Origin of the sequence: Pseudomonas sp. TR47 (assembly GCF_044143025.1) — a bacterium.
GTDB classification, from domain to species: Bacteria; Pseudomonadota; Gammaproteobacteria; order Pseudomonadales; family Pseudomonadaceae; genus Aquipseudomonas; species Aquipseudomonas putida_E.
Window position 1 is genome coordinate 86,563 of the sequence record NZ_JBHFCS010000005.1, and the last position, 19,651, is coordinate 106,213.

At 61.5% G+C, this 19,651-nt stretch carries 21 protein-coding genes; 5 read left to right on the plus strand and 16 right to left on the minus strand.

Going from position 1 to position 19,651, the window contains the following annotated elements; all coding sequences use genetic code 11:
- Positions 1-65: 65 nt before the first annotated feature.
- The 3 genes from ACEWE8_RS07365 to ACEWE8_RS07375 all read right to left on the minus strand — a co-directional run bounded on the left by ACEWE8_RS07365 (position 66) and on the right by ACEWE8_RS07375 (position 3,180).
- Complete coding sequence (locus tag ACEWE8_RS07365) at positions 66-986, minus strand: SdiA-regulated domain-containing protein (protein ID WP_046787000.1); 921 nt, start codon at positions 984-986, stop codon at positions 66-68.
- A gap of 106 nt (positions 987-1,092) precedes the next feature.
- On the minus strand, positions 1,093-1,758 hold the full coding sequence (locus ACEWE8_RS07370; RefSeq protein ID WP_012312259.1) for a fumarylacetoacetate hydrolase family protein: 666 nt from the start codon (positions 1,756-1,758) through the stop codon (positions 1,093-1,095).
- A 24-nt stretch (positions 1,759-1,782) separates the two neighbouring features.
- The gene (locus ACEWE8_RS07375) at positions 1,783-3,180 is read right to left on the minus strand and encodes an FAD-binding oxidoreductase (RefSeq protein WP_046786999.1); all 1,398 of its coding nucleotides are present in this window, start codon (positions 3,178-3,180) and stop codon (positions 1,783-1,785) included.
- 171 nt (positions 3,181-3,351) lie between these two features.
- Here ACEWE8_RS07375 and serA point away from each other — a divergent pair, with 171 nt between their 5' ends.
- Positions 3,352-4,581, plus strand: a complete 1,230-nt coding sequence (gene serA, locus ACEWE8_RS07380; RefSeq protein ID WP_039602651.1) for a phosphoglycerate dehydrogenase — start codon at positions 3,352-3,354, stop codon at positions 4,579-4,581.
- Between the two features lie 127 nt (positions 4,582-4,708).
- On the opposite strand, the gene ACEWE8_RS07385 is transcribed toward serA, so the two are convergent.
- Positions 4,709-5,185, minus strand: a complete 477-nt coding sequence (locus tag ACEWE8_RS07385; protein ID WP_046786998.1) for a DUF4399 domain-containing protein — start codon at positions 5,183-5,185, stop codon at positions 4,709-4,711.
- Between the two features lie 197 nt (positions 5,186-5,382).
- On the opposite strand from ACEWE8_RS07385, the gene ACEWE8_RS07390 reads away from it, so the two are divergent.
- A complete protein-coding gene (locus ACEWE8_RS07390; RefSeq protein WP_046786997.1) occupies positions 5,383-5,871 on the plus strand; it encodes an ABC transporter substrate-binding protein in 489 nt (162 codons plus the stop codon).
- A 59-nt stretch (positions 5,872-5,930) separates the two neighbouring features.
- On the opposite strand, the gene ACEWE8_RS07395 is transcribed toward ACEWE8_RS07390, so the two are convergent.
- Together ACEWE8_RS07395 and ACEWE8_RS07400 are read right to left on the minus strand one after the other, a co-directional pair.
- Positions 5,931-6,434, minus strand: a complete 504-nt coding sequence (locus tag ACEWE8_RS07395) for a DUF523 domain-containing protein (RefSeq protein ID WP_046786996.1) — start codon at positions 6,432-6,434, stop codon at positions 5,931-5,933.
- The gene (locus tag ACEWE8_RS07400) at positions 6,421-7,053 is read right to left on the minus strand and encodes a 2OG-Fe(II) oxygenase (protein ID WP_046787080.1); all 633 of its coding nucleotides are present in this window, start codon (positions 7,051-7,053) and stop codon (positions 6,421-6,423) included. Before ACEWE8_RS07400 ends, ACEWE8_RS07395 begins: the two co-directional genes overlap by 14 nt.
- A 113-nt stretch (positions 7,054-7,166) precedes the next feature.
- Here ACEWE8_RS07400 and ACEWE8_RS07405 point away from each other — a divergent pair, with 113 nt between their 5' ends.
- Positions 7,167-7,919, plus strand: coding sequence for a DUF2059 domain-containing protein (locus tag ACEWE8_RS07405; protein WP_046786995.1), 753 nt, complete (start codon positions 7,167-7,169; stop codon positions 7,917-7,919).
- Here the strand turns inward: ACEWE8_RS07405 and ACEWE8_RS07410 are convergent, their stop codons facing one another.
- Positions 7,920-8,846 carry an alpha/beta hydrolase gene (locus ACEWE8_RS07410; RefSeq protein ID WP_046786994.1) on the minus strand — a complete coding sequence of 309 codons (927 nt, stop codon included), beginning with the start codon at positions 8,844-8,846 and terminating at the stop codon, positions 7,920-7,922.
- A 120-nt stretch (positions 8,847-8,966) separates the two neighbouring features.
- Between ACEWE8_RS07410 and ACEWE8_RS07415 the strand changes: the two genes are divergently transcribed.
- Complete coding sequence (locus ACEWE8_RS07415; RefSeq protein WP_046786993.1) at positions 8,967-9,536, plus strand: DUF6436 domain-containing protein; 570 nt, start codon at positions 8,967-8,969, stop codon at positions 9,534-9,536.
- Here ACEWE8_RS07415 and ACEWE8_RS07420 read toward each other — a convergent pair.
- Positions 9,515-10,081, minus strand: coding sequence for a sugar O-acetyltransferase (locus ACEWE8_RS07420; protein WP_046786992.1), 567 nt, complete (start codon positions 10,079-10,081; stop codon positions 9,515-9,517). The genes ACEWE8_RS07415 and ACEWE8_RS07420 overlap by 22 nt on opposite strands.
- 86 nt (positions 10,082-10,167) lie before the next feature.
- Between ACEWE8_RS07420 and ACEWE8_RS07425 the strand changes: the two genes are divergently transcribed.
- On the plus strand, positions 10,168-12,531 hold the full coding sequence (locus ACEWE8_RS07425; RefSeq protein ID WP_046786991.1) for a penicillin acylase family protein: 2,364 nt from the start codon (positions 10,168-10,170) through the stop codon (positions 12,529-12,531).
- A gap of 237 nt (positions 12,532-12,768) precedes the next feature.
- Here ACEWE8_RS07425 and ACEWE8_RS07430 read toward each other — a convergent pair whose 3' ends face one another.
- The 8 genes from ACEWE8_RS07430 to oscA all read right to left on the minus strand — a co-directional run bounded on the left by ACEWE8_RS07430 (position 12,769) and on the right by oscA (position 19,514).
- The gene (locus ACEWE8_RS07430; protein ID WP_046786990.1) at positions 12,769-13,554 is read right to left on the minus strand and encodes a MetQ/NlpA family ABC transporter substrate-binding protein; all 786 of its coding nucleotides are present in this window, start codon (positions 13,552-13,554) and stop codon (positions 12,769-12,771) included.
- Between the two features lie 176 nt (positions 13,555-13,730).
- The gene (locus ACEWE8_RS07435; protein WP_046786989.1) at positions 13,731-14,561 is read right to left on the minus strand and encodes a sigma 54-interacting transcriptional regulator; all 831 of its coding nucleotides are present in this window, start codon (positions 14,559-14,561) and stop codon (positions 13,731-13,733) included.
- Between the two features lie 63 nt (positions 14,562-14,624).
- The gene (locus ACEWE8_RS07440) at positions 14,625-15,206 is read right to left on the minus strand and encodes an alpha/beta hydrolase (protein ID WP_046786988.1); all 582 of its coding nucleotides are present in this window, start codon (positions 15,204-15,206) and stop codon (positions 14,625-14,627) included.
- A gap of 206 nt (positions 15,207-15,412) precedes the next feature.
- Complete coding sequence (locus ACEWE8_RS07445) at positions 15,413-16,402, minus strand: sulfate/molybdate ABC transporter ATP-binding protein (RefSeq protein WP_046786987.1); 990 nt, start codon at positions 16,400-16,402, stop codon at positions 15,413-15,415.
- Positions 16,403-16,405: 3 nt separating this feature from the next.
- Positions 16,406-17,278: a sulfate ABC transporter permease subunit CysW gene (gene cysW / locus ACEWE8_RS07450; RefSeq protein ID WP_046786986.1), complete on the minus strand. Its 873-nt coding sequence runs from the start codon at positions 17,276-17,278 to the stop codon at positions 16,406-16,408.
- A gap of 11 nt (positions 17,279-17,289) precedes the next feature.
- Complete coding sequence (cysT, locus tag ACEWE8_RS07455; protein ID WP_046786985.1) at positions 17,290-18,108, minus strand: sulfate ABC transporter permease subunit CysT; 819 nt, start codon at positions 18,106-18,108, stop codon at positions 17,290-17,292.
- A gap of 167 nt (positions 18,109-18,275) precedes the next feature.
- A complete protein-coding gene (locus ACEWE8_RS07460) occupies positions 18,276-19,283 on the minus strand; it encodes a sulfate ABC transporter substrate-binding protein (protein WP_046786984.1) in 1,008 nt (335 codons plus the stop codon).
- Positions 19,284-19,331: 48 nt separating this feature from the next.
- Positions 19,332-19,514, minus strand: a complete 183-nt coding sequence (gene oscA, locus ACEWE8_RS07465; RefSeq protein WP_046786983.1) for a sulfur starvation response protein OscA — start codon at positions 19,512-19,514, stop codon at positions 19,332-19,334.
- Positions 19,515-19,651: the final 137 nt, after the last annotated feature.

Sequence of the window (19,651 nt, forward strand, 5' to 3'; positions counted from 1 at the left end):
CGAATCTAACCACGAACAACTGAAGTAAAGCTTAATGCCAGCATGCGAAAAATCTGAAATGGCCGTCAGTTTTTCTTGAACCGATAGAACAGCGCCGGCTCACTGACCATGTACAGGTTGCCCTGGTCGTCCATCGCCACCCCTTCAGCACGCGGAATGGTGTCCTTGAGGCCGTTGAAACCGCCCAGCAAGGTCATGAAACTCACCTGCTGACCTTGCTCGTCGAGCTCCAGCAGCATGTTGGAGTCCGCCGACAGCACCAACAGATGGCCCGTACGCGGGTCGACACCCAAGCCTGAGAGGTTGCGCAGGTCGAGTTCGTTGCTGGCCAGCGGCTGCTTGTCACCTTTGAGCGGGCTGCGCCCATCGGTGCTCCAGGTATACAGCTTTGGCGGCCGCTCCTCGCCGATCACCAGACGCTGGCGCATCGGGTCCCATGCCACGGCTTCGAAGCCCTTGTTGCTTTTCACCGACTCGCCCAGGTCGTGGCTCTGAAAATCTGCATGGTTCAGCGACTTGGTTTGTGCGTCCACCTTGACCACGGTCAGGTCGTGCAGACGTTCATCGGTAATGGCCAAGCGGCCATCTTCCAGCACGGCAACCCCTTCGGGGTTGTTCCACCCCTGCAAGGGGATCTGCCTCAGCACATCACCATCCAGGCTCAGCTCGACCAGGAACGGGTTCTTGCCCATGACCACAAACAACGTGCGGGTATGCGGATTGAACGCTACGTCCGAGGCTTCATCATCTTCCATGCCCGGCATAGGCTTGGCATCGATATCGACCTTATAGTCCGGCAACCAGACGCTTTCGCTACGCTCGGCGCTGCTCTCGAAGCCTTCCTGGACCCACAGTCGGCCACGGTCATCCCAGTGCATCGCCACGGCCACGCCATAGCCGATCACCGCAGCCACAGCCAGGCCGAACGGCCAGCGCAGGTAGAAGCGACGCTTGGTGGATACGGGAGCGCTGGAAGACAGGGCCATACAGAGTATTCCTGGGTAAATAGGCGGAGATTCGCGCATTATCCAGATAGGTTGTGAAAAAAACGGTAAATCGCGTCGCCCGCTTCGCGGGCGACACAGTCTCTGCTCAGAGTACCCGGCTTTCGAAGCGGCTCACGCCCGGCAACTCCAGCACCAGCTCATCACCCACTTCGAAGGGGCCGACGCCAGCCGGGGTACCGGTCAGGATCACATCCCCCGGCAGCAGCGAAAAGTGCGAGGCCATGTGCTGGATGATCGGCACGATCGGGTTGAGCATCATCGCGCTGTTACCGTCCTGGCGAACGTCACCATTGATGGTCAGGCGCACCGGGATGTCGGCCAGGTCTTCGAACGTGCCGGCAGCGACGAAAGGCGGCAGTACGCAGGCACCGTCGAAGCTCTTGCAGGTCTCCCACGGCATGCCCTTTTCCTTGAGCTTGGCCTGCACGTCACGCAGGGTCAGGTCCAGTGCCGGGGCAAAGCCGGAGATGGCATCCAGCACTTCCTCTTCAGATGGATGTGCCGACAGCGGCTTGCCCAGCAACACCGCGATTTCGGCTTCGTAATGCACCGAACCACGGTCGGTAGGAATCTTGAAACCACCCTCCAGCGGCACCACGCAACTGCCCGGCTTGATGAACAGCAACGGCTCGGTCGGAATGGGATTGCCCAGTTCCTTGGCGTGCTCGGCATAGTTGCGGCCAACGCACACCACCTTGCCCAGCGGGAAGTGGATACGGGTGCCGTCTACGTACTGGTGCTGGTAACTCATGGCCGACTCCTTTGATTACTGCTTTTATTCAGGAGCGAAGATCTTACCCGGATTCATGATGCCGTTAGGGTCGAAGACGGCCTTTATCGCCTTCATGCAGGCGATTTCCTGTGGTGAGCGGCTATAGCCAAGGTAATCGCGCTTGGTCATGCCCACACCGTGCTCGGCGGAGATCGAGCCGTTATAGCGCTGGACGATCTCGAACACCCACTTGTTGACCTTGGTGCATGAAGCGAAGAAATCGTCTTTGCTCATGGACTCGGGCTTGAGGATGTTCAGGTGCAGGTTGCCGTCGCCGATGTGCCCGTACCAGACCACCTCATAGTCGGGATAGTGCTCGCTGACGATGGCATCGATGTCGCGCAGGAACGCCGGCACCTTGGAAACCGTGACAGAGATATCGTTCTTGTACGGCGTCCAGTGGGAGATGGTTTCGGACAGGTACTCGCGCAGCTTCCAGAGGTTTCTCAACTGAGCTTCGCTCTGGCTCATAACCCCGTCCAGTACCCAGCCTTGCTCGACGCAGTGCTCGAAGGTGGCCAGCGCATCGTTGGCCACCTCCTCGGTACTGGCCTCGAACTCCAGCAGGGCATAGAACGGGCAGTCGGTGGCGAACGGCGCAGGCACATCGCCACGTGCCATGATCTTGGCCAGGCCCTTGTCGGAAAAGAACTCGAATGCCGTGAGGTCAAGCTTGCCCTGGAAGGCATGCAACACCGGCATGATCGAATCGAAGTCCGGCGTGCCCAGCACCATCGCAGTGAGGTTGCGCGGGGCGCGGTCCAGGCGCATGGTGGCCTCGACCACGAAGCCCAGGGTACCTTCGGCGCCGATGAACAACTGGCGCAGGTCATAGCCCGTGGCGTTCTTGATGAGGTCCTTGTTCAGCTCGAGCAGCTCGCCCTTGCCAGTGACAACTTTCAGGCCGGCAACCCAGTTACGGGTCATGCCGTAGCGAATGACCTTGATGCCGCCGGCGTTTGTGCCGATGTTGCCGCCGATCTGGCTGGAGCCACTCGAGGCGAAATCCACCGGGTAATAAAGCCCCTGTTCTTCGGCGAATGCCTGCAGCTGGCGAGTGATGACCCCTGGCTGGCAGACCACCGTGCGGTCGAAGGCATTGAAATCGAGAATCTGGTTCATGTAGTCGAAGGCGACTACCACTTCACCATTGGCTGCCACCGCACCGGCGGAGAGCCCGGTCCGACCGCCGGAAGGCACCAGCGCCACCTGATGGCGATTGGCCCAGCCAACGATGGCCTGAACCTGTTCCACGCTTTTGGGGAACACGATGGCAGTGGGCGCGGGCGGAAAATGCTTGGTCCAATCCTTGCCGTACGTTTCCAGGGAAGCGGCATCGGTCAGGACCTTGCCAGGGTCTACCAAGGTCATCAGTTCATCAATTACCGCGGGGTGCGTCATCGCCGGAACTCTCGACTTATTCATAGTCACCCTGAGTACTCTTCACCTGTCGGGATAAGCTCAGATTGTGTCGCGTATGCTAGCATAGCGCCCCCGCTGTTCGTGCTAAGGCCCGCGCTGCGCCTAGCATCATTTCTCGCCATTTTTTCTCCGGGATACAGGTTTACGCAGATGAGCAAGACTTCTCTCGACAAGAGCAAGATCAGGTTCCTTCTTCTTGAAGGTGTGCACCAGAACGCGGTGGATACCCTCAAGGCCGCCGGGTACACCAACATCGAGTACCTCACTGGCTCGCTGCCGGAAGCAGAACTCAAGGAAAAGATCGCTGATGCCCACTTCATCGGCATCCGTTCGCGTACCCAGCTGACCGAAGAGATCTTCGACTGTGCCAAGAAACTGGTCGCCGTCGGTTGCTTCTGCATCGGCACCAACCAGGTCGACCTGGACGCTGCACGCGAGCGCGGCATTGCCGTGTTCAACGCGCCATACTCCAACACCCGTTCGGTGGCGGAACTGGTACTGGCCGAAGCCATCCTGCTGTTGCGCGGCATCCCCGAGAAAAACGCCTCCTGCCACCGTGGCGGCTGGATCAAGAGCGCGGCCAACTCGTTCGAAATCCGCGGCAAGAAGCTGGGCATCGTCGGCTATGGCTCGATCGGTACCCAGCTGTCGGTACTGGCCGAGAGCCTGGGCATGCAGGTCTACTTCTACGACCCGCTGACCAAGCTGCCGCTGGGCAACGCCGTACAAGTCACCAGCCTGCACGAACTGCTGGGCCTGGCCGACATCGTCTCGCTGCACGTGCCTGAGCTGCCATCCACTCAGTGGATGATCGGTGAGAAAGAAATCCGCGCGATGAAGAAGGGCTCGATCCTGATCAACGCCGCCCGTGGCACCGTGGTAGAACTGGACCACCTGGCCGCAGCCATCAAGGACAAGCACCTGATCGGCGCCGCCATCGACGTGTTCCCGGTCGAGCCGCGCTCCAACGACGAAGAGTTCGAAAGCCCGCTGCGCGGCCTGGACAACGTGATCCTGACCCCGCACATCGGCGGCTCCACCGCCGAGGCCCAGGCCAACATCGGCCTGGAAGTGGCCGAGAAACTGGTCAAGTACAGCGACAACGGCACCTCGGTATCGTCGGTCAACTTCCCTGAAGTCGCCCTGCCGGCACACCCGGGCAAGCACCGCCTGCTGCACATCCACGAAAACATTCCGGGCGTGCTCAGCGAGATCAACAAAGTCTTTGCCGAGAACGGTATCAACATCTCCGGTCAGTTCCTGCAGACCAACGAGAAAGTGGGTTACGTGGTAATCGACGTTGACGCCGAGTACTCGGACCTTGCGCAAGAGAAGCTGCAGCACGTCAAGGGCACCATCCGCTCGCGCGTACTGTTCTGAGCTTGATTGCGGTATGAAAAAGGGAGGCCTTGGTGGCCTCCCTTTTTTGTTTCGCCAACAAGCCAGCTCACCCAACGATGCCAGTGGGGATCGACTTGCCAGCTTAAGGGCTGCGTGATGGCTCGGCTTACTTCACTTCAACCGTGATCTTCTTCGACTCAACGCTTGGCTTGAACGGCACGTGATACTGGTCACCCAGTACCAGCTGCAGGGTATGCTTGCCCGGCGTCAGGGTAAGAGTGGTTTCGGTCTGGGCCTTGCCGAAGTGCAGCACCTGCGGGCCGGCTGGCAACGCCGCGCCGCCTTCCGGCATCAGGCTGGTCGGCAGTGGCTGATCGGCTGCAGGCTCCTTGTCCACATCCACCAGCAGGTGGTGGTGGCCCGTGTGCGGGGTCTGGTCACCCGCAGGCTTGAGCCCCATGCCTTCGATGCCAAACTTGACGGTAAAGGTCTTGTCGACCGTTGCGCCATCGGCGGGGGAAACGATGAAGACCTTGGCATCCTTGGGCGGCTCCTGGCTCTTCAGCGCATCCGCAGCGCTGGCCAGTACCGAGGCCCCCATCAGCAGACCGGCTACGGCAGCACGCGAAAATAGGCTGTTCATTCACTTCTCCTGTGATTCACTCATTGGCCGCCACCTGCAAACGAACGGCAGCGGAAGCTCACCATAGCCCACAAAGAGAAAAAATTCAGTTAGGGTTAAACATCGCCAAGGCTTCAAGGTCATAGGCTGCGCTCGACCACGACGAGGAAGAAAGTCGTGGCGACAGTTATTCATTTGCCAAAGAAAAGGGGCATTAGATGCGTTCGACCATGGGTGTACTGCTGGCAGTACTGATCACGCCATTGGCTCAAGCCGAGCTGATAGACGAAATCGCCGACCGGGGCGAACTGCGCATTGCCGTACAGGCCGACAACTCGCCGTATGCCTTCAAGGAAAACGAGCATCTGACGGGCTTTGAAATCGAATTCGGTCAAGAGCTGGCCAAACAACTGGACCTGCGTGTCGAGTTCATTGAAACGCCTGTGGCCGAGATACTGCCGGGTGTTGAAAGTGGCAAATACGACATCACCCTGACCCCATCGGACAATGCTCCCAAGGCCGATACGCCGTTTGATCTGAGCCAGCCTTTTGGCGAGAGGAAACTGGTCATCCCGTTCCAGAAAGACAACCCGGCGTTCGAGAGCGCGGTGAACAACGCGCTGCAGCGCCTCAAGGACAGCGGCCGTACAGCGGAGCTTGAGCAGAAGTGGTTCAAGGGTGTGCCGGAGACGGCTACCGGGCAGTGAGTCATTTATTGCCTGCACCAGCCTTTACGCGGGTAACCCCGCGAAAGGCCAGCACCAGACTACGCTGACAGCCCAGCCAGCGCTCGCTGGGCCTCTTCCAGCTCCAGCTCACTGAACACCAGTACCCCCTCCCGCTGCAGCAGTGCAGTGGTAACCCCTTGCCCCGGCACCTTCACCCCTGCGAACGTGCCATCGTAGGTCAAGCGGTTGCCACACGAAGGGCTGCCCGCCTTGAGCACCGCGACCCGGATGCCATGCCGACGCACCAGTGCCAGCGCCTGGTGCGCACCGGCAAGAAATGCCGCGCTTACGTCCTCGCCCTTCACCGTCAGCACCTGCGCTGCCCCATCGAGCACATCGCCACCCTGCCCGCCCGGGATCTCCGCGGGCGGGCGCGGTGTGGGCAGGCCACCGGCCACCTCCGGGCACAACGGCACCACACGCCCTTCAGCCTGCCAGCGCTGCAACAGATCAGGATGGCCGCTGGCCCGCCCGTCATAACGCACCGGCTGCCCCAGCAGGCAGGCGCTGACCAGTACCTTGGGCGGGTCAGAACGGGTCATTGCCACGGCGCCGGAACCAACCCGTCAACGAAAGCCGCTCACGCCCCGCTGGCAAGACTTCGTGAGGTACTTCACCCGACAGAAACACCACCAGGCAGCCGGCCACGGGCTGCACGTCATGCTCGACAGCGTCAGCCAGGAACATGCGCAACTGGCCACCATCCTGCGGCTGCCAGTCTTCGTTGAGGTAGAGCACAGCCGAGACCATGCGCCGGTCGTCGTCGCGAAAACGGTCCAGGTGGCGACGGTAGAACGCACCTGCCGGGTACAGGGCGAAGTGACACTCGAAGTCTTCAAGGCCCAGGAACAGGCCCTGGTTGATGGCCAGGCGCAGCTGGTCCATGGCTTCCAGGTATTTGTCGCAAGCCTCGGCCTGCCCCGGGTCGATCCACTGGATCTGGTCCCCACGGATCGCCTCGCGCACCTCCTGGGCCACACCGCGCCCCACCCCGGCAGGGTTGAGCTGGCCTTCGGCATCACGGCGCCGACACTCGGCCGCAAGCGCACGCACCAGCTCAGCCGGCAGGAAAAGGGCCTGCTGCGACCAGCCATGGGTGGCCAGATCGTCAACGACGGCCGCAAGCATCGGGTGTTCAGGGGAGATATGCATGGCGCGCATCATATCCATTAGCCCTGCACTCGCACAGCGCCACTTGGCCGAGAAACACTCCGCTATCTCGACAAACCGGCGCCGAGCCAAGGACAATAGCCACCTGCCGACAGGAGTCCTGAATGCGCCGTCTGTTTTCCCTGATTCTGCTGATGATCTGCACCATGCCGGTCTGGGCAGACAGCCTCGATCAGCTGTACAAGGCCGCCGGCTGGCCCGACCAGCGCGCCCATTTCAATGATGCCGTGAGCGCTGCCCAGCAGCGCTATCGCAACAGCCTGCCGCCTGCGGTTTACCAGGCGCTGGTCAGTAACAGCAATCAGCGCTTCCAGGCCGAGGCCATGGACCGCCGTGCCCAGGCGCAATTGCGCAGCGCCCTGCCCGACCCTGCACCGGCGCTGGCCTTTTTCCAGTCACCGCTGGGGCGCAAGATCGTCGCCGCCGAACTGCTGGCCACGCGCAAGGACCAGTTGGCCAAGCACGCCAAGGGCTTGCCGAAAATTCAGGCCAGCGACAACCGTCTGCTGATCATCGGGCACCTGGCTCAGGCCCTTCCGGCCCGCGAAGCCGGTGCCGAGGTTAGCCTGGCGATAGCCGGTGTGGCGGCCGACAGCCTCAGCTCGATGATCCCCGGCCTGTTCGGCGGTGGCCAGGCCCAGGGCCTGCTCGATGGCCAGCGCCAGCGGCTGATGAACCAGATTGGCGAAGACCTCAACAACACGTTGCTTTACGTCTACCGCGACCTGTCCGACGCCGAGCTGGAAGAGTTCGCCACCTTCGCCGAGTCCCCCCAAGGCAAAGCGTACTACCAGGCCGCCGTGGCAGCCGTGCGCGCCGGCCTGGCAGTCGGCCAGAGCGGCGCGAACCTCAAGTGATCAGCCCAAGCGCTGGTCGATGAAGTCGAAATAGCGCTGGCGGATGCCCGGCAGTTCGTTGGCCAGGTGGTGACGGGCTTCGGGCAGCAGCAGGATCTGTGGCTCAGCAAACTTGGCCTTGAGCACTTCGAGGTTGTAGGGCCAGTCCACTGTGCCATCGGCCTGCCCCTGCACGATCAACGGCCGCCGCGGGCTGCACGGCGCGGCCTCGATCCGCTTGACCCAGGCCATCAGCGCGCCGACCCAGGCTGTCGGCAGGCGCCGAGGCTGCAGCGGGTCGGCCTCCAGGAACGGCAGGAACGTCGGGTCGTTGCTGTTTTCGCTGAAGCGCCGCTCAATGCCATTGACGAAGTGACGCAACACCCGATAACTGAGTTTCGACCACAGCCAGGCGCGCGGGCGCACGAGCGGCGCAAGCAGGATCACCTGGCCATCAACCGGGCTCTGTACCCCCTGATGCAACAGATGATCGACGGCGATGGCACCGCCAGTGCTTTGCCCGCACAGGTGCCACGGGTGCGGTAAAGCAAGGCCGCGCGCCTGCTCGAACAGGGCATCGAGCACCTGCTGATAGAGTGCGAAATCAGTGATGCTGGCGCGCTCGCCACTGGACAGGCCATGGCCAGGCAGGTCGCAGCTGATCACTGCATAACCCTGTTTCAGTGCCCATTCGATCACGTGGCGGTAGAGGCCCATGTGGTCGTAATAGCCATGCAGCACAAACACTGTCGCCACGGGCTGCGATGGTAGCCAGACCTGCCCCACCAGTTCGAAACCCGCTGCCTGAAAACCGCCCAGCCAGCTCTGCGCCGGCAGGTTCAGGCCGTAGAAACGCTGATAATCCTGCGCCTGAACGGACAAGGGTTGGCGTTTGCCAAGGGGCGCGAGGCTGGCGCGCAGGCGGTCGGGGTGAAAAGCGGCAGGCATCGGGTACATCCACAGCGAAGCGAGTATTGATCCGGGATATTCAGCTCTTGGCTGCGCCGTGGCAAGCTTGGCCACTTTTTCAATCAACAAGACCGCTCCTCCAAGGGCTGCGGATGGGCCATGAAAACTCGAACGATCAAGCCGATACTTTCAGCCATTGCGCTACTGTCATGCGCCGCCGTGCTCTGGTGGGCATACGACAGCTTTCAGTCCCGCTACCTGCGCCCGTTCGAAAGCCAGACCACGCTGTTCGACGGCAGCCAGCTGCGCCTGCCCGCAGAGCTCGCCGGCCCCGGCCTGGTTCGCGTAGTGCACTTCTGGGACCCGACCTGCCCGTGCAATGTCGGCAACCAGCAGCACCTGGGTGACCTGGTCAGCCATTTCGCAGACAAGGGCGTGGCCTTCCACGTCGTGCAAAAGCCGGGCAGCCATGGCCAGCTGCCGGCAAGCCTCACCCGCCTGCAGCCCATCGCCCACCTGCCGGGCAGCGAAAACCTGCCCGCCTCTCCGGCCGTAGCGATCTGGGACCGCCAAGGCAACCTCGCGTACTTCGGCCCCTACAGCGAAGGCGCGGTGTGCAACGCCAGCAACAGCTTCATCGAGCCGATCCTCAAGGCCCTGCTCGATGGCCGCCACGTCACCGCATCGAACACGCTGGCCGTCGGCTGCTATTGCCCTTGGGCCGGCTGACGCACGCGCGCCGGGTTACCGACCACCACCGCGCCTGCCGGCACATCGCGGGTCACCACACTGCCCGCACCAACCACTGCGTTATCGCCAATGGTCACCCCAGGCAGGATGATTGCCGCACCACCGATCCACACATTGTTGCCGATGGTCACCGGCCGTCCGCTCTCCAGCCCGGTACGCCGCAGTTCAGGGTCGAGCGGGTGATCGGCGGTGTAGATCTGCACCGCCGGGCCAACCTGGCAATCATCGCCGATACGTACCGGCAGCACGTCCAGGATCACGCAGTTGAAATTCATGAAGGTATTGCTGCCGACACTGATGTTGTAGCCGTAGTCGCAATAGAACGGCGGGCGGATGACCGTGCCTTCGCCCACATGGCCGAAGTGCTCGGCAAGCAGGCCGTTGCGGGCTTCGTTAAGCAACTCGAAGCTGGTGTTGTAGCGCTGCATCCAGTGCTTGCTGGCGATTTGCTCAGCCTGTAGTTCGGGGCAGCCGGCGTGGTAGGGCTGGCCGCTGAGCATTTTCTGTTTTTCGCTGAGGGACATGGAAACTCCTGTCGAGGGCTATGCTCTTTGCGCGAATCCGCCGAAGATCGGACCACAATTCCCGCTCGAATGCACAAGGAGCTTCAATGAAGCGCAGCCTGACCCTTTTGGCCGTGGTAGTGGCCGTGGCCGCCGGTGCCGGTTACTGGTACGTGCACGGCAAACTGCCGCAGCGTGACGGCGAGGTAGCGGTAGCCGGCCTGCAGGCCCCGGTCAGTGTGCGCTATGACACCCGCGGCGTGCCGCACCTGCAGGCGCAGAACGAAGCAGACTTGTACCGCGCCCTCGGCTACGTGCATGCCCAGGACCGATTGTTCCAGATGGAAATCATGCGCCGCCTGGCCCGCGGTGAACTGGCCGAGGTGCTGGGCGACAAGCTGCTGCCCACCGATACCCTGTTCCGCAGCCTGCGCATCCGTGATCAGGCGGCGCTGATGGTTCAGCGCCTGGACCACCAATCCCCCGCGTGGAAGGCCTTGCAAGCCTACCTCGATGGCATCAACGCCTGGCAGGCGAGCCACCCCAAACCCATGGAGTTTGACCTTATAGGCATAACGCCCAGGCCGTTCACCGCTGAAGATACCCTGAGCGTTGCCGGCTACCTGGCCTACAGTTTTGCCGCCGCGTTCCGCACCGAGCCTGCCTTGACCTACATCCGCGACCAGCTCGGGCCGCAGTACCTGAAGATTTTCGACCTCGACTGGCAACCTGAAGGCGCGCTGGGGACCCCGCTGGCGGCGCAGGACTGGCAGGGCCTTGAAGCCCTCGCCCGCCTCAGCCACCAAGCCCTTGGCGATGCCGGCATTCCCCAATTCGAAGGCAGCAATGCCTGGGCAGTGGCCGGCGGCCGTACCCGCAGCGGCAAGCCGCTGCTGGCCGGCGACCCGCACATCAGCTTCGCGGTGCCGGCCGTCTGGTACGAGGCCGAGCTGTCGGCGCCAGGGTTCAACCTGTACGGCTACTTCCAGGCGCTGAACCCGTTCGCGCTGCTCGGTCACAATCGCGACTTCGGCTGGAGCCTGACCATGTTCCAGAACGACGATGTCGACCTGATTGCGGAAAAGACCAACCCGGCCAACAGCGATCAGGTCATGGTCGAGGGCCAGTGGCGAACACTGGAAAAGACTGAGCAGAAAATCGCCGTCAAAGGCGAGCAGCCGGTCAGCATCAGCCTGCGCCGCTCACCCCACGGGCCGATCGTCAACGACGTGCTGGGCGCGACCGCCGGCACGACGCCAATCGCGATGTGGTGGGCCTTCCTGGAAACCGAGAATCCGATCCTCGAAGGCTTCTATCAGCTCAACCGTGCCGACTCCCTTGCCAAGATGCGCGAGGCGGCGGCCAAGGTTCAGGCACCAGGGCTCAACTTCGTCTGGGCCAGTGCAGGTGGCGATATCGGTTGGTGGGCTGCGGCGCAACTGCCGATCCGCCCGGATGGCGTCAACCCGTCGTTCATCCTCGATGGCGCGAGCCACCAGGCCGACAAGCTGGGTTTCTACCCTTTCAGCGTCAACCCACAGCAGGAAAACCCGGCCAGCGGTTACATCGTTTCAGCGAACTACCAGCCGCCAGCGGCGGTGCCGATACCGGGCTACTACAACTTGCCGGACCGGGGCCGCCAGCTGGACCGCCACCTGGCAAACCCGCAAATGAAATGGGATACCGAGAACAGCCAGGCGCTGCAACTGGACACCGCCAACGACTATGGCCCACGTACCCTGGCGCCCCTGCTTGCGACCCTGCGCGAGATCGCCCAGGGCGATGAGGAAAAGGAGCTGGTAGAGCAACTGGCCGCCTGGCGCGGAGATCACCCGCTGGACTCGACCAGCGCCACACTGTTCAACCAGTTTCTCTACCAGTTGGCACATGCCGCGATGCATGACGAACTGGGCGATACCTGGTTCCCGGTGCTCATCAGTACCCGCACCATCGACTCTGCACTGCCCCGCTTGGCGGCGGACGCGCAATCACCGTGGTGGAACACGCGCGGCGCCAACCAACGTACCGACCGCAGCGCCATCGTGCGCATCGCCTGGCAGCAAACCCTCGGGCACCTGCGCGCAACCTTTGGCAAAGACCCGGCCAGCTGGCAATGGGGCAAGGCGCATACCCTGACGCACAACCATCCACTGGGTGTTAAAAAGCCGTTGAACCTGCTGTTCAACGTCGGCCCGTTTGCCGCGCCGGGTACCCATGAGGTGCCCAACAACCTGTCGGCGAAAATCGGGCCTGCGCCGTGGCCGGTGACGTATGGACCTTCGACGCGGCGGTTGATCGACTTCGCCGACGCAGGGCAGGCGTTGACCAGCAACCCGGTCGGGCAGAGTGGTGTGCCGTTCGATCGGCACTATTCGGATCAGGCTGAAGGCTATATCGAGGGGCAGTATCAGCGCGCCCAAATGGGGGTGATACCGGCCCACACTACCTTGCGTCTGGTACCCACAGAGTGATGGAAACTTTTCTTCGGGTCGGCTTCTCCAACAGCTTCAGACTGCGATCCGCACGGCCATCACACTACAAGGACGATAACGATGAAAAGCCCCTGCCCGACTGACTCCAACGAACAACTGCTGTGGCTGCTGGCATTGAGCCGGGCATTGGGTAGCCAACGCTGAGCGTTGTGCCCCCCCAAAAAAACGCCGACGCGAATGCGTCGGCGTTTTTCATGCAAGGGTCAAGCAGGCGAATCAGAACGCCGGCAGCACCGCACCGCTGTACTTTTTGGCGATGAATTCCTTGACCTCAGGGCTGGTCAGGGCCTTGGCCAGCTTCTGCATAGCCTCGCTGTTCTTGTTGTCCGGGCGGGCCACCAGGAAGTTCACGTACGGCGAGTCGCTACCCTCGATCACCAACGCATCCTTGGCCGGGTTCAGGCCAGCTTCCAGCGCGTAGTTGGTGTTGATCATGTCCAGGTCGACCTGGTCCAGCACACGCGCCAGCATGGCCGACTCAAGCTCCTTGAACTTCAGGTTCTTCGGGTTCTCGGCAATGTCTTTCGGAGTGGCCAGGGCGTTTTTTGGGTCTTTCAGGGTGATCAGGCCAGCCTTCTGCAGCAGGATCAGGGCACGGCCACTGTTGCTGCCTTCGTTAGGAATGGCAACGGTGGCGCCATCCTTCAGTTCGGACAGGTTCTTGATCTTCTTCGAGTAGCCACCGAACGGTTCGACATGCACGCCGATCACGGTTTCCAGATGGGTGCCTTTACCTTCGTTGAAGCTCTTCAGGTAAGGCAGCGTCTGGAAGTAGTTGGCGTCCAGGCGCTTCTGGTCTACCTGTACGTTGGGCTGTACGTAGTCAGTGAAGACCTTGATCTGCAGGTCCACGCCTTCCTTGGCCAAGGTCGGCTTGATCAGCTCCAGAATTTCGGCGTGGGGCACAGGGGTCGCGGCAACCACCAGTTTCTCGGCGGCGGCAGCCAGGCCGGAGAACGACAGGGCAGCGGCCAGGGCAGTGGTCAGCAGGGTCTTCTTCATGGTGGTCCTTGTTTTGTTTCTGGGCCATCGTTGATGGCAAAGTCAGATGCCCAACCGTTTCATCAGCGGGCGTGAGGCGCAAGATACCGAGATTTTTTATTCCGCAACAATACCTTTTAATTAGCTGCTTATTCCAAAAGCAAATTGCCATTACCCACTTTGTTTATGAGCAACGTCTAGCGCGGGGTGTTCGGCAGGTCGAGGTCCTCTGGCTGAATCTCTTCACTATCATTCACCAGCAGGGCGAAGTGGATGATGTTTTCCAGTTCGCGGGTATTGCCGGGCCACGCGTGGGCTTGGAGCAGTTGCTGGGCCGCTTCACTGATTAACGGCACAGGGCGCTGCAGGCGTGCGCAGTAGATACCTACGAAATACTCAGCCAACGGCAGGATATCGCCGCAGCGCTCACGCAACGGAGGCAGCTCCAGCGAGCCCTCACGCAAGTACTGGTACAAGCGTTCATTGAACCTGCCAGCTTTGACCACCCGGGCCAGGTCAATGCTCGTCGCAGCCACCAGGCGTACGTCCACCGGTTGCGGCAGCTGCGCGCCGACGCGGATGACTTCACGGGTTTCCAGCGCGGCCAGCAGCTTGCCCTGAATCGCCAACGGCAAGTCGGCGATTTCATCCAGGTACAACGTGCCGCCATTGGCCGATCCGAACCAGCCCGCCCGGCTGCTGGCGGTACCTCCATGGGTGCCGGCGCTGTAGCCGAACAGCTCAGCATCGGCGTAGGTATGGCTGATGGCCGCGCAGTTTACCGAGACGAACAGCCCACCACGGTCACTGGCCCGGTGGATTTGCCGAGCCAGCAACTCCTTGCCGGTACCGGTCTCACCGCGGATCAGCACCGGCAAGGCTTGCGGTGCCAGGCGGTCCAGCGCCTGGCGCAACAACTGCGAGCGTGGGTCGATGAACACCAGCGCCTTGGCACGAATGCTAAGTGGGCTCTTGTCCAGCTCAGGGAACGTCAGCAGCGGCTGGCCAAACGGGTTTTGAAAAGTCATGACTAACTCCCGCCCAAACCTCTGCGGGCCGGGCGTCAGGCAAACGATAAACAGTGGTGGCGATCAGGCGCGACGCAGCGCGCGCTGTTCGACACGGCTTTGCAGGCGATACAGGAAGGCAAACCCCTGCTCCCAGCGTTCATGCCCGGATTTGACGTTGATATGCCCTGCATTGGTCAGCAACCCCGCTTCTGCGCCCCAAGCCTGAGCCAGGTACAGCGCGCGCGGCACGCTCACGGCAGGGTCGTTGTCGGAGCTGACCACCTGGCTGGGAAATGGCAGGGCCTGCAACGGCATCGGCGCAAAGTTGCGCAGGGCGGGCGAGCAGGTCGGCCGCTCGACATCTGCCGGGGCAACCAACAGCGCGCCGCGTACGCGCCGCAGCAAGGCCGGGTTGGCCTGGGCAGCCCAATGGGCGACCGTGATGCAGCCCAGGCTGTGGGCAATGAGAATCACCGGCGAGCGTTCAGCAGCGATTGCCTGCTCCAACGCCTGCACCCAGTCCTGGCGCTGCGGGGTGAGCCAGTCGTGCTGCTCTACCCGCGCGCTGTTGGGCAAGGTGCGCTGCCAGTGACTCTGCCAATGATTGTCTGGCGATCCTTGCCAACCCGGCACAATCAGGTAGCGAACGGACTCATTGTGCATGGGATGCCTCCTGTGAATTTGCGTGCTTGGAGGCAAGTATAGGGAAGGGTTTACATTCTTAAAGGAATAAGAAGATATTTACTAATAACCAAAAATCAAAACGAGCCTGCCAGTCGTTTAGCATTATTGGGGCCGCTTTGCGGCCCCGAATCGCTTAACTGACAGGCATCAGGACCTTGTCCGGGTTTTTCACCCGCTAAAGCAACTCAGATATCCGCCACCTTCTGCCAGACCTTTGGCCTGAAGAACAGCGTCTCACCTCGCGCCAGCCCGGTCAGGCTGTCGTGATCCTTGACCACCTCGGCCTCGATCAGCTCGCTCTGCCCTTGCACCTTCAAGGTCACCCGGGTAGTCGCGCCCAATGGGCGGATATCACGTACCTCGGCGGCATGGTGCCCTTCCGTTTCATGGCGTGACAGCGACACCTCGTGCGGGCGGAACAGCACATGATGCCCCTCGCTCAACGCCAGGCGGTTGGAGTCGCCGAGGAAGTGGTAGACGAAGTCGTTGGCAGGCTTCTCATACACTTCCCCCGGGGAGCCGATCTGCTCGATCACCCCCTTGTTCATCACCACGATGCGATCGGCCACTTCCATGGCCTCTTCCTGGTCGTGGGTGACGAACACCGAAGTCAGGTTGATGTCCTCGTGCAAACGCGCCAGCCAGCGGCGCAACTCCTTGCGCACCTTGGCATCGAGGGCACCGAACGGCTCATCAAGCAGCAGCACCTTGGGCTCCACCGCCAAAGCGCGGGACAGGGCGATACGCTGGCGCTGGCCACCGGAAAGCTGTTCAGGGTAGCGGTCCGCCAGCCAGTCCAGCTGCACCATGTTCAGCAGCTCATGAACCTTCTCGGCAATCTTGCTCTCGCTCGGGCGCTCGCCCTTGGGCTTCATGCGCAGGCCGAAGGCAACGTTGTCGAACACGCTCATGTGGCGGAACAGCGCGTAGTGCTGGAACACGAAACCAACGTTGCGATCACGTACATCGTGGCCGGAGACGTCTTCGCCGTGGAACACGATGTTGCCGTCATCCGGCGTTTCCAGGCCGGCGATGATGCGCAGCAGGGTGGTCTTGCCACAGCCAGAGGGGCCGAGCAGGGCCACCAGCTCACCGCTGTGGATATCCAGGTTGATGTTGTCCAGGACCTGGAAGCTATTGAAGCGCTTGCTGACGTTACGAACTTCGATCGACATGACTTATTCCTCCGCTGCGCTATGGCGCAGGCGGTTAATACGGTTCTCGCTCCACTGCTTGAGCAGCAGGATGAAGAGCGCCAGGATCAGCAACAGGCTGGCCACACTGAAGGCCGCGACGTGGTTGTACTCGTTGTAGAGGATCTCCACATGCAGCGGCAAAGTATTGGTGACGCCACGGATATGGCCCGAGACCACCGATACCGCACCGAACTCGCCCATGGCCCTCGCAGTACACAGCACCACACCGTAGATCAGGCCCCACTTGATGTTCGGCAGGGTCACGTGCCAGAACATCTGCCAGCCATTGGCACCGAGCAGGCGCGCAGCCTCTTCTTCCTGGGTACCCTGCTCCTGCATCAGCGGGATCAGCTCACGGGCAACGAAGGGTACGGTGACGAAGATGGTCGCCAGCACGATGCCCGGCAAAGCGAAGACGATCTGGATATCGTGGTCCTGCAGCCAAGGCCCGAAAAAGCCTTGGGCGCCGAACATCAGCACGTAGACAAGGCCGGCGATCACCGGCGATACCGAGAACGGCAGGTCGATCAGGGTGACCAGGATGCTCTTGCCACGGAAGGTGTACTTGCTCACGCACCAGGCGGCGCTGACGCCGAATACCAGGTTCAGCGGCACCGAGATGACGACGGCGAGCAGCGTCAGCTTCAGCGCCGACAAGGCATCAGGCTCGAAGATCGCCTCGAAGAAGGTACCGAAACCGTTCTTCAGCGCCTGCGATACCACGATCACCAGCGGCAGCAGCAGAAACAGTGCGAACACCAGCCAGCCAAGGCCGATCAGGATGCGCCGCGACGTGGCGCTGCCGCGACGTGCGGCATTGGCGGCGGCGTTAGTGCTCAGGGATGAACTGGACATGCCGGCCTCCTTCAAGGGGTTTCGATGCGGCGCTGCAGCAGGTTGATCAGCAGCAGCAGGATGAAGGAAACCACCAGCATCAGCACGCCGATGGCAGTCGCGCCGGTGTAGTCGTATTGGTCGAGCTTGACCATGATCAGCAGCGGCAGGATCTCGGTCTTCATCGGCATGTTGCCGGCAATGAAAATCACCGAACCGTACTCGCCCACGCCACGGGCAAAGGCCAGGGCAAATCCAGTGAGCCAGGCAGGCAACAGGGCCGGTGCCAGCACGTGCCGGAACACCTGCAGTGGTTTCGCGCCCAGGCAGGCAGCAGCCTCTTCGACTTCCCGCGGGATGTCCGCCAGCACCGGTTGCACGGTACGCACCACGAACGGCAGGGTGACGAAGGTCAGCGCCAGGGTGATGCCCAGAGGGGTGTAGGCGATCTTGAAGCCCAGGTCGGTGGCGAACTGACCGACCCAGCCCCCAGGTGCGTACAAGGCCGTCAGGGCGATGCCTGCAACGGCGGTGGGCAGCGCAAACGGCAGGTCGATCATCGCATCGATGATCTTGCGCCCAGGGAAGGAATAGCGCACCAGCACCCAAGCCAGCAGGGTACCGATGACACCGTTGATGAGGGCGGCGAACAGGGCGGTGCCGAAACTCAGCTTGAGCGCGGCGATCACACGCGGCGCACTGATGATGTTCCAGAACTGCTCCCAGGTAAGCTGCGCGGCATGCACGAACATGGCGGCCAGCGGTATCAGCACGATCAGGCTGAGATACACCAAGGTGTAGCCCAGTGTCAGCCCGAAGCCGGGTATGACGGGGGAAATACGACGTGACATAAAGATCCCTGGTTTAACGCACCAAGCCCGGCGGATGTGCCAGGCGGGTGCAGGCTTGTGAATCCTGGGGCTGCTGCGCAGCCCTTACGCGACGCAAGGCCACGCTCTACCTGAGCGGCCTTGTGTCGCGAAAGGGCCGCAAGGCGGCCCCGCTTCTCCATGGCCGTTTACTGAGCCTGATAGATCTGGTCGAACACCCCGCCATCATTGAAGAATTTGGGCTGTGCTGTCTTCCAGCCACCGAAGTCCTTGTCGATGGTTACAAGATCCAGCTTCGGAAATTGCTTGCCGAACTCGGCAGCGACCTTCGCGTCACGTGGGCGGTAAAAGTTTTCGGCAGCGATTCTCTGGCCAGCCGGGCTGTACAGGTGCTTGAGGTACTCCTCGGCGATCTGTTCATTACCCTTCTTCTGAGCGTTCTTGTCGACCACCGCCACAGGCGGTTCGGCCAGGATCGACAGCGAAGGCACGACGATCTCGAATTTGTCGCCACCGCCGTCCTCCTTCAGCGCCAGGAAAGCTTCGTTTTCCCAAGCCAGCAGAACATCACCCTGGCCGTTGTTGACGAACGTGATGGTCGAGCCACGGGCACCGGTATCCAGAACCGGCACGTGCTTGAACAGCTCCTGCACGTATTCCTTGGCTTTGGCTTCGCTACCACCTTGCTTCAGGCCATAGGCCCAAGCGGCGAGGAAGTTCCAGCGAGCGCCACCGGAGGTTTTAGGGTTGGGGGTAATGACCGCAACGTCCTTCTTGATCAGGTCACCCCAGTCCTTGATGCCTTTCGGGTTGCCTTTGCGCACCAGGAACACGATGGTCGAGGTGTACGGGGTGCTGGCGTCCGGCAGGCGCTTCTGCCAGTCCTGCGGCAGGGTCTTGCCCAACTTGGCGATCTCGTCGATGTCACCCGCCAGGGCCAGGGTCACCACGTCGGCGCGCAAGCCGTCGATTACCGCGCGGCCCTGCTTGCCCGAGCCGCCATGGGACTGCTGGATCTTCACCTTGTCGTCCGGGTGTGACAGCTGCCAGTGCTTGATGAATTCAGCATTGTATTGCTGATACAGCTCACGGGTCGGGTCGTAGGACACGTTCAGCAGTTCGTAGTCCTTGGCGATGGCGGAACCGGCAAAAACGGCACTGGCCAAGGCGGCGAGCGCATAACGGCGGATGGACATGGTGAAGCTCCCGATTGGCATTTTTCTAGTTTTGAGTGAAGTGCGGTATCAGCCGGGCTTGTTGCCGGGCTGTTGCAGGCGGAACTTCTCTTTACGCTCGATCTGCACAACCTGACCGTTGTGCACGGTAATCTCCACCGCACCGAAACGCAGATCGCGCAGAGCGCTCTGGATCTCACGCACAATGGTGGCTTCGTCCTGACCGTCAATGCTGCGCACAGATGCACTCATGCTCGCTCTCCTGTGAGTGAGGTGCCGGGCAGAGGTTTTTGAAGGGGGTATGCGCCTGGCTTGAGAGCAATAGTAGAGAGGCGCTGATATTCTTAAAAATACTGTTTAAGAATTTTTATATAACCAGAATTATTATT